This is a genomic window from Tsuneonella flava (assembly GCF_002870965.1).
GTDB classification, from domain to species: Bacteria; Pseudomonadota; Alphaproteobacteria; order Sphingomonadales; family Sphingomonadaceae; genus Tsuneonella; species Tsuneonella flava.
Genome location: NZ_PHSO01000007.1, coordinates 240,954 through 254,276 on the forward strand (window position 1 = coordinate 240,954; position 13,323 = coordinate 254,276).

General features: G+C 61.2%; 11 protein-coding genes. 4 read left to right on the top strand and 7 right to left on the bottom strand.

Annotated features, from left to right (window positions below; translation table 11 throughout):
• Nucleotides 1-34: 34 nt before the first annotated feature.
• The 3 genes from CV013_RS13325 to pgi form a co-directional block, all read right to left on the bottom strand.
• Nucleotides 35-1,474 carry a DEAD/DEAH box helicase gene (locus CV013_RS13325; protein ID WP_102156178.1) on the bottom strand — a complete coding sequence of 480 codons (1,440 nt, stop codon included), beginning with the start codon at nucleotides 1,472-1,474 and terminating at the stop codon, nucleotides 35-37.
• Between the two features lie 270 nt (nucleotides 1,475-1,744).
• Complete coding sequence (locus tag CV013_RS13330) at nucleotides 1,745-2,398, bottom strand: hypothetical protein (protein WP_123639976.1); 654 nt, start codon at nucleotides 2,396-2,398, stop codon at nucleotides 1,745-1,747.
• A 165-nt stretch (nucleotides 2,399-2,563) separates the two neighbouring features.
• Nucleotides 2,564-4,102, bottom strand: coding sequence for a glucose-6-phosphate isomerase (pgi, locus tag CV013_RS13335; RefSeq protein ID WP_102156180.1), 1,539 nt, complete (start codon nucleotides 4,100-4,102; stop codon nucleotides 2,564-2,566).
• Between the two features lie 179 nt (nucleotides 4,103-4,281).
• Here pgi and lepB point away from each other — a divergent pair, with 179 nt between their 5' ends.
• The 4 genes from lepB (at nucleotide 4,282) to CV013_RS13355 (ending at nucleotide 8,077) form a co-directional block, all read left to right on the top strand.
• Nucleotides 4,282-5,142, top strand: coding sequence for a signal peptidase I (gene lepB, locus CV013_RS13340; RefSeq protein WP_102156181.1), 861 nt, complete (start codon nucleotides 4,282-4,284; stop codon nucleotides 5,140-5,142).
• Nucleotides 5,139-5,810 (top strand): ribonuclease III, encoded by a 672-nt coding sequence (gene rnc, locus CV013_RS13345; protein ID WP_223805317.1) that lies wholly within the window; start codon nucleotides 5,139-5,141, stop codon nucleotides 5,808-5,810. Before lepB ends, rnc begins: the two co-directional genes overlap by 4 nt.
• The gene (gene era, locus CV013_RS13350) at nucleotides 5,807-6,751 is read left to right on the top strand and encodes a GTPase Era (RefSeq protein WP_102156183.1); all 945 of its coding nucleotides are present in this window, start codon (nucleotides 5,807-5,809) and stop codon (nucleotides 6,749-6,751) included. Before rnc ends, era begins: the two co-directional genes overlap by 4 nt.
• Before the next feature lie 72 nt (nucleotides 6,752-6,823).
• Nucleotides 6,824-8,077 (top strand): MgtC/SapB family protein, encoded by a 1,254-nt coding sequence (locus CV013_RS13355; protein ID WP_102156184.1) that lies wholly within the window; start codon nucleotides 6,824-6,826, stop codon nucleotides 8,075-8,077.
• Nucleotides 8,078-8,104: 27 nt separating this feature from the next.
• Here the strand turns inward: CV013_RS13355 and topA are convergent, their stop codons facing one another.
• The 4 genes from topA to plsY form a co-directional block, all read right to left on the bottom strand.
• Nucleotides 8,105-10,672: a type I DNA topoisomerase gene (gene topA, locus CV013_RS13360; protein ID WP_102156185.1), complete on the bottom strand. Its 2,568-nt coding sequence runs from the start codon at nucleotides 10,670-10,672 to the stop codon at nucleotides 8,105-8,107.
• Nucleotides 10,673-10,757: 85 nt separating this feature from the next.
• Complete coding sequence (locus CV013_RS13365; protein WP_157935782.1) at nucleotides 10,758-11,480, bottom strand: glycerophosphoryl diester phosphodiesterase membrane domain-containing protein; 723 nt, start codon at nucleotides 11,478-11,480, stop codon at nucleotides 10,758-10,760.
• A gap of 18 nt (nucleotides 11,481-11,498) precedes the next feature.
• Nucleotides 11,499-12,602, bottom strand: coding sequence for a DNA-processing protein DprA (dprA, locus tag CV013_RS13370; RefSeq protein WP_102156187.1), 1,104 nt, complete (start codon nucleotides 12,600-12,602; stop codon nucleotides 11,499-11,501).
• Nucleotides 12,599-13,186, bottom strand: a complete 588-nt coding sequence (gene plsY / locus CV013_RS13375) for a glycerol-3-phosphate 1-O-acyltransferase PlsY (protein ID WP_102156188.1) — start codon at nucleotides 13,184-13,186, stop codon at nucleotides 12,599-12,601. The genes dprA and plsY overlap by 4 nt, the downstream gene beginning before the upstream one ends.
• Nucleotides 13,187-13,323: the final 137 nt, after the last annotated feature.

Sequence of the window (13,323 nt, forward strand, 5' to 3'; positions counted from 1 at the left end):
CTAACTCAATGGCCGACCGGCATGAAAGACTCTATCAGCCGTGAGACTGGCCACTGCTCGAACGACGCGAGCCGCCCTGACCACCGCCGCCATTGCGATTGCGCCGCCGCCGGTTGCCACCGCCGGGCTTACCCTGACGGGGTGCACCCTCGGCACGACCGGCGTCGCCACGGCCGGCATCGCCACGATTGCCGTCTTTACGGCCACCGCCCTGCCGCTGCCCCGGCTTGCCGCCCAGCGGGCGCGGTTGAACTTTCTTCGAACGGCCCTGCTGCGCCTGACCGGGATTACCTTTCGGCTTCACGATAGGGGCATTTTCTATCACGGCACGGAAATCATCGGGCAACGGCAGACGCTCGAGCGTCACACCGGTCAGCTTCTGAATGTCGCGCAGGTATGCCCGCTCGTCATCGCTGCACAGTGTCAGCGCAATGCCGTCGGCCCCGGCACGCGCGGTGCGGCCGATGCGGTGGACATATTGCTCCGACACGTTGGGCAGTTCGTAGTTGATGACATGGCTCACGCCCGGAATATCGATCCCGCGTGCAGCAATGTCGGTCGCGACCAGAACCGGCACTTTGCCCGAACGGAACAGCGACAGTGCACGCTCACGCTGCGGCTGGCTCTTGTTGCCGTGGATCGCGTTGGCTTCGACGCCTTCCTGCGCCAGCTTCTTCACGACACGGTCGGCGCCGTGTTTGGTGCGGGTGAATACCAGCACCCGGTCCATATTCTCGCACTGGTGATAGCGCCCTTGCAACATCAGGTTGAGCAGCGCCTGCTTCTCATCCTGATTGATACGGGTCACAAACTGTTCGACCCGTTCGGCGGTGGAGGACTGCGGCGCGACTGAAACGTGTTCCGGTTCATGCAGATAGCGGCCCGCCAGATCGCGAATCGATTGCGGCATCGTAGCTGAGAACAGCAGGGTTTGCCGTTTGGCCGGCAGCAACGCGACGATCTTCTTCAGCGCATGGATGAAGCCCAGATCAAGCATCTGGTCCGCTTCGTCGAGCACGAGGATTTCCACTCCGTCGAGACGGAATGCCTTCTGGTCGATCAGATCGAGCAGACGGCCCGGCGTCGCCACCAGAATATCGGTGCCGCGATGCAGCTTGTTACGGTCCTTGCCGACCGAGGTGCCGCCGACGACGCACTGCACACGCAGGCCGGTAAAGCCGCCGTAATCGAGTGCGGATTTGGCAATCTGCCCGGCCAGTTCGCGGGTCGGGGCCAGTACCAGCATACGGCAGGATTTGAACGGCGTTTGCTTGTCAGCGTCGCGCAGGTTGTCGATACTGGGCAGCATGAAAGCGGCAGTCTTGCCGGTGCCGGTCTGCGCGATACCAAACAGGTCGCGCCCTTCCCGCACCAGCGGAATGGCCTGCGCCTGAATCGGAGTCGGCGTGGTATAATTCTGTTCGTCCAGCGCCTGAAGGACGGGCTGCGACAGCCCGAGTTCTTCGAATGTCATTGTGTGTTTACTCGCACATATATGCGGCGACGCGCCGACCCATTGCGGGTGCGCGGAGCAGCGGGTGGTGGAACCGGGAAGGTTCCGTCAACGACCCGCGTGAAAAGGGTAGTCAGTCAATTGGAACCGAAGCACTGCCGGGGCGGAAACCGCCTGTTCACGCTGCAAGGCGCTTCGATGAAACGCCATGTGGTGCAGTGCAGCACAAAAGTCAATCAAATTGCCAAACTGGATGAAAGGTGCCGAGATAGGTAGTTATAGATCTTGCCATCAATCAGGTCGGTGGCTGTAGTTCGCGAACGCGATCCATTCACCGCTTGTAGGCTTCCCTGCACTATCAAGAGAAGGCCTGAAACGGACATTCCTGAACGCAGTACACGCAGCCTCGAGTTCTTGGCTCTCAGACAAATCAGGAATCGCTCGGCACCCCACGACCTTTCCTGCCTCATTCACGTTGATGACAAGCTCTTTATTGCGCGGCTTACTCATAGCGATCACTGTCGCATCCAGTGCCTTTTGAGCGTACTCACTACTGTGATCGAAACCCGGTAGCGTCGGCATTTTTGTTAATTCCACGAGACATTTCGCAAAATCAGTGCGAATATCATTCACGCCTACAGTCGATATCGTCATGCGATAACGCCCATCTTTTATTTCTATTGCATCATAGTCCTGAAAGATGGCAAAATCGCTCGGCTCCAGCTTTTCATGCCAGCCGATCTTTCTACCAACTAACGAATCAATTTCATCACCCACGACAAACGACTTTGCGCCATAGCTTATGATCATTGGCGCTAGTTCTTCGCTCTCCGTATAGGCATCGGGATCCCATTCAGGAAAAAGTACGCCGACGAGCACTTCTCCGTCAGGGTAAACCTCATAAGAAAAGCGAGCACCTCTTGCTGATTCATTGTATTCAATCAAACACGATCTATCGGATGGGATTAGCGACCACTGATGTTCGGACCGGCGATTTTCCGCATGGACAGGAACAGAAACAATGCATGTTATAACTGTAAAAATAAATAGGTTATATATGCGCTGCATCACTTAACAGGCCCATCCTGAATACTGTCGTTCGACCTACTACTACCCCAATCCCGCCGCATCCAGCAATGCCTTTGTACTGGCGTCGAAATCGCCGCCGCCCGCTTCGATATCCCTGGCCATTTTCTTGCCCAGTTCGACCCCGAACTGATCGAACGGGTTGATCCCCATCAGCACGGCGTTGGCGAAGGTGCGGTGTTCGTGGAATGCGATCAGCGCGCCGAGCGTGACTGCATCCAGATCGTCGCACAGGATCGTCGCGCTGGGGCGGTTGCCGGGGAAGGCGCGCGCCGGGTCTTTGCCATCCGCCGCCATGTTGCCACCCGCCATCAGCGCCGCCCCTTGTGCGAAGCAGTTGGTCAGCAGAATGGAATGATGCGCGGGATCGAGTTGGTCGCCGGGCGCGATGCTGGCGATAAAGTCGATCGGCACAGTCACGGTGCCCTGATGCAGCAACTGGAACACCGCATGCTGGGCATCGGTGCCCACCCCGCCCCACGTGATCGGGGCGGTCGGGCCGGACACCGGCTTGCCTTCCGCAGTCACCCGCTTGCCATTCGATTCCATTTCGAGCTGCTGGAGATAGTCGGGGAACAGCGCCAGCCGCTCGTCATAGGCAAACACAGCGCGCGTCTGGCAGCCAAGCACGCGGGTGTAGAACTGATCGGCAAAGGCCGCGCGCAGGCACAGGTTGGCGCGCCCGTCGGTATCGCGGAAATGTTCGTCCACCGCCTGTGCACCGGCCAACATCGCTTCGAAATCGTCCCAACCCACGCCAAGCGCGACCGGGAAGCCGATGCTGGACCACAGCGAGTACCGCCCGCCCACGCTTTCCGGGAACGGCAACACGCGCGTTTCATCCACGCCCCATTCCACCGCCTTCTCCGGCGATGCGGTCAGCGCGATAACCCGGCCAGAGGGATCGTCCACGCCATTGTCGCGCAGCCATTTCAGCGCGCTTTCGGCGTTGGTCATCGTTTCGATAGTCGTGAAAGTCTTGCTGGCGACAGCGATCAGCGTGGTCGCCGGGTCGCATGCGGCAAAGGCATCTTCCAGCGCAACGCCATCGATATTCGACACCACATGGACATCGACCAGCGACAGATCGCGTGACAGCGCCGAAATCGCCAGCTTCGGCCCCAGCGCCGAGCCGCCGATGCCGATATGGATCAGGTGGCTGATTTCACCCAGCGCGCCGCCGTGGATCGCCTCCACCAGCATTTGCATCCGCGCATGGAGCGCCGCCGCCTCTTCCACCGAGGCATCCGAACCGACGCCTCGCTGCGCGGTGTGTTCGGCGGCCCGCCCTTCGGTCACATTCACCCGTTCCCCGTCGAGCAGCGCAGCGCGCTTGCTCGCAAAACCGCAGGTATCGGCCAGTTCTTCGAACGCGGACAGAAGCGTGTCATTCAGATGGGTTTTCGACCAGTCGAGCAGCATTCCGCCCGCGAATTCATCTTCGCCCCACTCGATCCGGGCCGAAAGGCACGCAACCCGATCCGCATCGGCGGCGAACAAATCCTCCAGCGTGGGGCGCGGAGCGTTTTCGATCGCAGTCCAGATGGCGGCGGAGTCGGTCACGTGAAAATTCCTTTCCTGTTTCGCATGGTCACGACTAGGGACTGCAGCGATGTTTGCAAGCGCGTGCGCCCTCGACTACCTCGGCAATACGAATGCAACGGTAGTAACCTGCACTGCAGGGGCAATCGTTAGCACAGATTTTCAGGACGATAATTCATGAACTGCATCGCGGCCGCCGCATGACCGACCAGACCGCCACTTCGCCCGGCAGCGAAACTGCCGCCCAGGTTGCTCAAAACCAGCCCGGCAAAAAGCAGGAACCGGAGAAGGAAACGATCGGTTCGTTCCTGTGGTTCGTCTTCAAACTGGCGATAATCGTTCTGGCGTTTCGTAGTTTCGTGTTTTCGCCGTTCTCGATTCCCAGTGAATCGATGCTACCGGGCCTTTGGAAAGGCGATTATCTGATCGCTGCCAAGTGGCCTTATGGCTATTCGCGCTATTCGCTCCCGCTCGATGCCCCGCTGATTCCGGGCCGGATTTTGGCCGGTCAGCCGGAACGGGGCGACGTGGTGATCTTCAAGCACCCGATCGACAAGGTCGATTATATCAAGCGCGTGATCGGCCTGCCGGGCGACACTGTGGCAATGCGGAACGGTCAGGTGATCCTCAACGGCAAGCCGGTGCAGCGGGTGCGGGAAAACGATTTCGCCATTCCGCTGTCGGATAATACAAGCTGCGCGTGGGGCGGGCAGACCGTCCCTGCCGGCGAAGGCGCGGCCTGCGTCTATACGCAATACCGCGAAACCCTGCCCGGCGGGCGCAGCTACGATACGCTCGATTTCGGGCCAACCCCGCAAGACAATTTCGGACCGGTCACTGTCCCCGCCGGGCACATATTCGTGATGGGCGATAACCGCGACAACTCGGAAGACAGCCGGTTCGCGGCGCGCTCTGGCGGCGGGGTCGGCATGGTGCCGCAGGAAATGCTGGTCGGCCGGGCCACGGTGATGATGTGGTCCACCGACGGTTCGGCGCGCTGGCTGAAGCCGTGGACATGGTTCACCGCCGCCCGCTGGAACCGTATCGGAGACACGATGTGAGCGATCTCTGGCCGCAAACCCGCGTCTGGCTCGAACAGATCGGCTTTTCCGTGCAAAGCGAAGACATATGGCTGGAGGCGCTGACTCACGGCAGCCTCAATGTGCGCCCCAATTACGAACGGCTCGAATTCCTTGGCGATCGCGTACTGGGCCTCTCGATGGCCGAATGGCTGTTTGAAAACAGCAACGGCAACGAAGGGCAACTGGCGCAGCGGTTCAATGCTCTGGTCAGCCGCGACACCTGCGCCCGCATAGCCCGCGAAATCGGCGTGCCCAAACATGTGCGATTGGGCAAACAAGCGCGCGACGATGGCGCACACGAAAGCGATAACGTGCTGTGCGATGTGATGGAATCGCTGCTGGGCGCCAATCATCGCGAGGCCGGATTCGAAGCATCGCGCCAGCTTGTTCGCAAATTGTGGAAGAAGTCGGTCGATGGTGCCAGCGGGCGTTCCAAACATCCCAAGTCGGCCTTGCAGGAATGGGCCGCGGGCAACCGGCGCAAACCGCCGACTTACGAACTGGTCGACCGGTCGGGCCCCGACCATCGGGCAAAATTCACCGTTCGCGTGACCGTAGGCGGCGTTGGCAGCGCGGAAGGCACCGCCACTAGCAAGCAGGATGCGGAAACATCCGCCGCACAAGCCTTTATGGAGCAATTCGGATGAGCGACACCGCCCTTTCCCCCACCCCATCCGGCAGCGACACCCGTTGCGGCCTTGTGGCCGTGATCGGCGCGCCCAACGCGGGCAAGTCCACGCTGGTCAACGCGCTGGTGGGGCAGAAAGTCGCCATCGTTTCGGCCAAAGCGCAGACTACCCGCGCGCGAATGCTGGGCATCGCACTGGCCGATGCCCCCGATGGCGCGCCCACGCAGATGATTCTGGTCGACACCCCCGGCATCTTCGCACCCAAGCGGCGGCTCGATCGGGCAATGGTCAGCGCGGCATGGGAAGGTGCGGAGGCCGCCGATGCCGTGTTGCTGGTGGTCGATCCGATCAAGCAGCGTCGGCATGAACTCGAACCGCTGCTGGAGGCGCTCGCCAACCGGCCCGAACGTAAAATCCTCGTGCTCAACAAAGTCGATGCGGCCAAGAAGGAACCGCTGCTGGCTCTGGCGCAGGAGCTGACCGCGAAGGCGGATTTTGCCGAAGTGTTCTTCGTCTCCGCGCTTACCGGAGATGGCGTGACGGAGATGAAAGCCGCGCTTGCCGCTGCGATGCCCGTAGGCCCGTGGCACTATCCCGAAGATCAGGTGTCCGACGCCAGCGAACGACTGCTCGCCACCGAAATCACCCGCGAGCAACTCTACCGCCAATTGCACGAAGAACTGCCCTACGACAGCGCCGTTCGTCCCGAAAGCTATGCTCACCGCAAAGATGGCAGCGTGGAAATCCATCAGCAGATCGTCGTCACCCGCGACAATCAGCGGGCTATCGTGCTGGGTAAAGGTGGATCGAAGATCAAGGCCATTGGCGAAGCGGCGCGCAAGGAACTGAGCGAAGTGCTGGGGCAGAAGGTGCACCTGTTCCTCCACGTGAAAGTGGAAGAAAACTGGGCTGAAAGCCGCGAGATTTACGAAGAGATCGGGCTGGATTGGGTGAAGTAGATCACTGTGCGATAGCGGCAATGCCGCAGGTAATCGCTTGCTTGCAGGCTAAAACCGAATTCCGAATCTGACATGAACTTCGATCAGCAAATCCTGAATGTCGGTGCAGCCTTCGCAGCGGGCCTGCTGATCGGAATAGAGCGCGGGTGGAAACTGCGCGACGAGCCCGATGGGATGCGCGTTGCGGGAATACGCACATTCACGCTGCTCGGCCTTCTCACCGGCATCGCGGGCCTGATGACGCAAGGCAGCCTTGCCCTTGCCGGGGGCGCTCTGCTCATCGGGGCCATCGGCATCGTGCTGATCGGATATGCCCGTGCTGTGGACCGCGACGGCAAACCCGATGCCACCACGTCGGTCGCGGCGCTGGTCACTATCGCTCTCGGCTTTGCGGCCGGGGCGGGATATCCGGCGCTGGCCATCGCCGGGTCCACAATCATGACGCTTACGCTGGCCCTGCGCGCGGAATTGCACGGCTTCCTCCAGCGACTGGACGAAGCGGATATCAAGGCTCTGGCCCGCTACGCCGTCATTGCCGGTGCAGTTTATCCGTTTTTGCCGGAGGGGCATTATGGACCTTACGATGCGTGGGATCCGCATACGTTGTGGCTGGTCGTCATTGCCGTCACCGGATTTTCTTTCGTCGGCTATGTCGCCAACCGCATGTTCGGCGCCAGACGCGGGACCATCGCGACGGCGATTATCGGGGGCGCTTACAGTTCGACAGCGGTCACTTACTCATTCGCTCAGAGGCTTGGCGCGGGCAATGGCGGCGGGGCCGAGAATGCCGGGATCGTGCTTGCCAGCACAGTGATGTATCTGCGCGTTCTGATCCTGGTCGGTGTAATCGCAACGCCGCTGTTGGTGCCCTTCACAATGCTCGTCATTCCGCCAATGCTGGCAACGCTGGCGATCAGCCTGCTGCTCTATCGCCGGGCGCAGCCGGACAGCCAACCGGTTATGCCTGGCAATCCGATTGCGATGCTGCCTGCATTTACGTTTGTGGCATTCGTAGCGATTGCCGCTGTCGTCGCCCGGTGGGGAGAAAGCCAGTTCGGGGAACAGGGAATTGCCGTTCTGCTGCTGCTGATGGGCGCAATGGATGTCGACGCGGCTATCGTCACCGCTGGCGGGCTGGAACCGGGTGCGATTACCCCAGCCCTCGCCGCGCTGGCGCTGGCCGGGACGATCCTTGCCAATATGGCGGTGAAGCTGGGTGCGACCGTCGCCTACGGCGGGCGTCAGGCAAAGCCCGCCGTGCTGGCACTGTCAGCCAGCATGGCGGTGCTTGCGGGCAGCCTTGTAGTGGGTTGGTTCCGGCTATAACGGCCGGGCGCGCCATTCACGCGTCGACTACTCTTCCGCTTTCGCTTTCTTAGCAGGTGCCTTCTTCTTGGCCGGTGCCTTCTTTTTCGCAGGCGCTTTCTTCTTCGCGGCCTTCTTCTTGGTAGTCCCCTTTGCCGCGCGGGCATCGATCAGTTCGATGGCCTGCGCTTCGGTGACGTCCTCCGGCTTCACATCTTTGGGGATGGTCGCGTTGGTCGTGCCATCGGTGACATAGGGGCCATAGCGTCCCGGCATCACCTTGATTTCCCCGCCGCTGGTGGGGTGGGTGCCGAGCGTCTTGATCGGCTCCGCCTTGGCGCGCGTGCCGCCCTTGCGGTTGGCTGCTTCGGCCAGCAGCGTCACCGCCGCATTCATGCCCGTATCGAACACGTCGCGCGTGCCCGACAGCTTGGCATATTTGCCATCGTGGCGCAGGTATGGCCCGTAACGCCCGATATTCGCTTCGATATCCTTGCCCGTTTCGGGATGCTGCCCGACGATGCGCGGCAATTCCAGCAGCTTGATCGCCCATTCCAGATCGAAATCGGGCAAGTCCTTGGGGATGGAAGAGCGCTTGGCCTCCTTGCCCTCGCCCATCTGGATATAGGGGCCGAACCGACCGGTCTTGCGGTGGATTTCCTCGCCCGTTTCAGGGTGCTTGCCGAGGATACCGTCTTCCTCGCCACTGTCGCCATCGCCGCCCGGCTGCGCGAAGCGGCGAGTGAACTTGCATTCGGGATAGTTGGCGCAGGCGACGAACGCGCCATAGCGCCCGCCACGCAGAGCCAGCCGCCCCCCATCGCGCCCTTCCTGTTCGCATAGCGGGCAGGTGCGCGGGTCTTTCCCGTCGCCGCGGGGGGGAAACAGATAGTCGGAGAGATATTCGTCGAGCACTTCGGTCACTTCCGAAGGCTTACGCTCCATCACTTCATCGGTTTTCGGTTTGAAATCGCGCCAGAACCCCTCCAGCAGCGTCTTCCATTCCTCACGTCCGCCGGACACCTCATCCAGCTCGTCTTCCATCCCGGCGGTAAAGTCGTAGGCGACGTAGCGTTCGAAGAATCGCTCGAGGAATGCCGTCAACAACCGGCCCGATTCCTCTGCAAAGAAACGGTTTTTCTCCATCCGAACGTAATCGCGATCACGCAGCGTCTGAATGGTGGAGGCATATGTCGAAGGGCGCCCGATGCCCAGTTCTTCAAGGCGCTTGACCAGACTCGCTTCGGAAAAGCGCGGCGGTGGTTGCGTGAAGTGCTGCGTGGCATCGACGCCGTTCTTGTGCGGCACATCGCCCTGCCGCATCATCGGCAGCAGGCCATCGTCGTCATCTTCGGACTTCTGATCGCGCCCTTCCTCGTAAACCGCCAAAAAGCCGGGGAATTTCACCACCTGCCCGGTCGCGCGCAGTTCGTGACGCCCGGTGCCGTCACGCATCGTCACGGTCGTGCGTTCGAGATTGGCCGCCGCCATCTGGCTGGCCATCGCGCGTTTGAAGATCAGATCGTACAGCTTGCCTTCGTCCCCCGAACCAGCGCGGTCGCGGCTGAAATCGGTGGGACGAATTGCCTCGTGCGCTTCCTGCGCGTTCTTGGCCTTGGTCTGATAGATACGCGGTTTTTCAGGCAGATAGTGCCCGGAATAACGATCGCTTATCGCTTTGCGTGCGGCAGAAATGGCGCTGCCATCCATCTGCACACCATCGGTACGCATATAAGTGATCGCACCCGCTTCGTAGAGCGACTGGGCGCAGCGCATCGTGTGGCTGGCGGAAAAGCCCAGCTTGCGGGCAGCTTCCTGCTGAAGCGTCGAGGTGGTGAACGGCGGTGCCGGATTGCGCTTGAGCGGCTTCGTCTCGACATCCTCAACCGTGAAACGGCCTTCTTCGACCGCTTTCTGCGCGGCTCTGGCAGTACCTTCCTCACCAATGCTCAGGCGGTCGAGCTTCTTGCCGTCGAACGCCACCAACCGCGCATCGAACGCAGTTCCATCGTGCTGCATATGCGCGACGACCGACCAGTACTCCTGCGGCACGAACGCTTCGATTTCGCGCTCGCGCTCTACGATCAGGCGCAGCGCCACCGATTGCACACGCCCCGCGCTCTTGGCACCGGGCAGCTTGCGCCACAGCACCGGGCTGAGCGTGAAGCCGAACAGGTAATCGAGCGCGCGACGGGCGAGATAGGCGTCGATCAGATCCTGATCGAGCGCGCGCGGTTTCTCCATCGCCCCGGTCACTGCCGCCTTGGTAATCGCGTTGAACGTGACCCGTTCGACATCGGCGGGCAATGCCTTGCGCTTCTTCAGCAGGTCCATCACGTGCCAGCTGATCGCCTCCCCCTCGCGATCGGGGTCGGTCGCGAGGATCAGGCGGTCGGCCTGCTTTGCCGCATCGGCAATGGCCTTCACCTGATCGCGGTTGCGCTTGTCGGCATAGACTTCCCAGTCCATCGCGAACTCTTCATCCGGCCGCACGCTGCCATCTTTGGGCGGCAGATCGCGGACGTGGCCGTATGAGGCGAGAACCTTGTAGTCCTTGCCGAGGTATTTCTCGATGGTTTTCGCCTTGGCCGGCGATTCGACGATAACGAGTTGCATAGGGAAAGCAGTCGGTCCTTACGTGTGTACGTGTATGTACGCGCGAGGGTGGCGGCAGTTTTCGCTGTTCGTCAAGCGGGTTGCATCAGGTAAAGACATCGCTGACTTCCTTGCTGCGGTCGCTGACCAGCAGATACACCGAAACGCCCAGTGCAGTCGTTAGCACCGAGGCAAGTGGTTCGACGAACTTCGTAATCATCTCGACACCTCGATCCATACCGGTCTGACCGAAGATGCCAGCAAAGAAAGCTATCACGACGGCATAGCCAATCATCAACAAGACTCCGGCAAAAAAGATCGGCCAACTGTGCCCTCGTGTAGCTTCCCAGCTTGCGCGCAGGCTATCGATCGGGCCTTCGTTCGAACCCACCAAGAAACCGCTGGATGCGATCCAGCGTACTGCGATGATAATGCCAGGCACGATGAAAAGAAGAAATCCCAGCACCGTTCCGATCGTCGAAACAATGCTCATCCCGATATAGGCCCAGAAACGGTTGCGAGAATCGACGGCAGCACCTCGCTCCAGCAGGAACGTCTTTACAAGCAGATATCCGCCGATGACCGATGCAATCCAGGCGGCAAACTGCAACAGAGCAGACACAATCCCATCATCGGCGGAATAGATGAAACCACTTCGGAAACCGAAGAACACATCCGTTTCCGCCCCATTCAAATCAGTGAGCACCCCCGCGGCCCCCAGCGCCCCGACGACCACGACATATATCGCAGCCGCCCTGACGCCTGCCGACAGTGTTTCCATCGTTTGGCTGAGAATATCGGCAAAACCGATTTGTCTATCTACGCTCATCAATACCCCCGTTTCCATTCAGTCACTAATCGATACCCGCCCGCCTGCATGTCGCTCCAGCCGACCGGCGATTTCCAGTTCCAGCAATGCAAGCTGCACCGCCGCGCCGCTTTCCCCTGTTTGGCGGATCAATTCGTCCACCGCTACCGGTGCGCTGGTGAGCAGCGTGACAATATCCGCCGGTTCTGCGACCGCCAAATCGTCGCTATCGTCGAAGCGAAACACAGTAGCGGTATCGCGGAAAGAGGAATGCGGCAGACCATCGAATCCGCTCAACAGCTCGATCACATCGTCCGGCGATTGCACCAGCACCGCACCGTCGCGGATCAGCCGATTGCACCCCTGACTGCGCGCATCGAGCGGGCTGCCGGGGATCGCCATCACTTCGCGCCCGGCCTCGCCCGCCAGACGCGCCGTGATGAGACTGCCCGACTTGGGCGCCGCCTCCACCACCAGCGTACCGGCGGCGAGCCCGGCGATGATGCGATTGCGGCTGGGAAAATGGCTGCCGCGCGGCTCTGTCCCCGGCGGCTGTTCGGCCAGCAGCAGGCCATCGCTGGCGATCCGTTCCTGCAAGTCGCTATGCTGTGGCGGGTAAGCGATATCGATCCCACTGGCGATCACACCAATGGTCGCGGGGAAAGCCCCTTCATGTGCAGCCCCGTCGATCCCCCGCGCCAGACCCGATACGATCACAAACCCGCTTTCGGCCAGCGCAGCGGCGAACTCGCGCGCCAGTTTGACCGCAGCGGCAGAGGCGTTGCGCGCACCGACCATCGCAACGCACGGGCGCGACGCTAGCGACACATCGCCCCGACAGGTCAGGATTGGTGGCGCACCCGGCGTTTCGGCCAGCAGTGCGGGATACCCCGACTGATCGTGAAACAGATACCGCGCCCCTGCCTTGCGGACAGCGGCGACTTCATCCGCGATCCGTTCGGCCGATACCGCCTGATAAGCACGCCCGCCGCGCGTACCCAGTTCGGGCAAAGCCGCCACCGCCGCTTCGCCAGAGCCATAGCGGCGCAGCAACTGTGCGTAACTGACCGGGCCGATATTGGGGGATCGCAGCAGGCGGATACGGGCAAATGCCTCCGCCTGCGACAGCGCGCTGTCGCTCACTTTTTGCTGCCGACTTTCGGTTCTTCGCCGCGCATCAGGCGGGCGATATTGGCGCGGTGCAGCCACAGGACAACCACAGCGATCAGCGCCAGCGGCACCACGTATTGCGGATATCCGAGCAACGCCGCGGCAATCACAGCGGCGACCACCGCGCTCATCCCGGCGACAGAGCTGATCCGTAGCACACCGAGCATGCCCAGCCAGACCAGCGCATAGGCCAGCCCGATGGGCCAGCCCAGCCCGAAGCTGACACCCGCATTGGTGGCCACGCCCTTGCCGCCCCTGAAGCCCAGCCAGACGGGAAAACAGTGCCCCAGCACCGCCGCCACCGCCGCAACGCCTTCGCTGCCGGGCCATATCGCCTTGGCGATCAAAACAGGCGCCAGCCCCTTGGCCAGATCCATCAATAGTGTCGCAGCGGCCACGCCTTTATTGCCGGTCCGCAGGACATTGGTTGCGCCGATATTGCCGCTGCCGATATTCCGCACATCGCCCAGCCCGGCCATCCGCGCCAGCAACAGGCCGAACGGGATCGAACCCAGCACATAGCCCAGCACCGCCGCGTAGATCGTTTCGATAGTCATATCTGCCCCCTGGCCGTGCCCCTTATGTGTCGCCCCGCGCTTGTGGTCGACGCACAGTGTACTTAAACGCTCAATCGCTCGCCACAACAGGGATTGTCGCTTCGCACAGGTTCGCAAGCAGCAAGTCTCGCTGATAC

Excerpts from the sequence above, each read along its gene's own strand:
- CV013_RS13325 (WP_102156178.1), bottom strand. The coding sequence starts at position 1,474 with ATGACATTCGAAGAACTCGGGCTGTCGCAGCCCGTCCTTCAGGCGCTG.
- lepB (WP_102156181.1), top strand. The coding sequence starts at position 4,282 with ATGACCGACCAGACCGCCACTTCGCCCGGCAGCGAAACTGCCGCCCAG.
- era (WP_102156183.1), top strand. The coding sequence starts at position 5,807 with ATGAGCGACACCGCCCTTTCCCCCACCCCATCCGGCAGCGACACCCGT.
- CV013_RS13355 (WP_102156184.1), top strand. The coding sequence starts at position 6,824 with ATGAACTTCGATCAGCAAATCCTGAATGTCGGTGCAGCCTTCGCAGCG.
- topA (WP_102156185.1), bottom strand. The coding sequence starts at position 10,672 with ATGCAACTCGTTATCGTCGAATCGCCGGCCAAGGCGAAAACCATCGAG.
- CV013_RS13365 (WP_157935782.1), bottom strand. The coding sequence starts at position 11,480 with ATGAGCGTAGATAGACAAATCGGTTTTGCCGATATTCTCAGCCAAACG.
- plsY (WP_102156188.1), bottom strand. The coding sequence starts at position 13,186 with ATGACTATCGAAACGATCTACGCGGCGGTGCTGGGCTATGTGCTGGGT.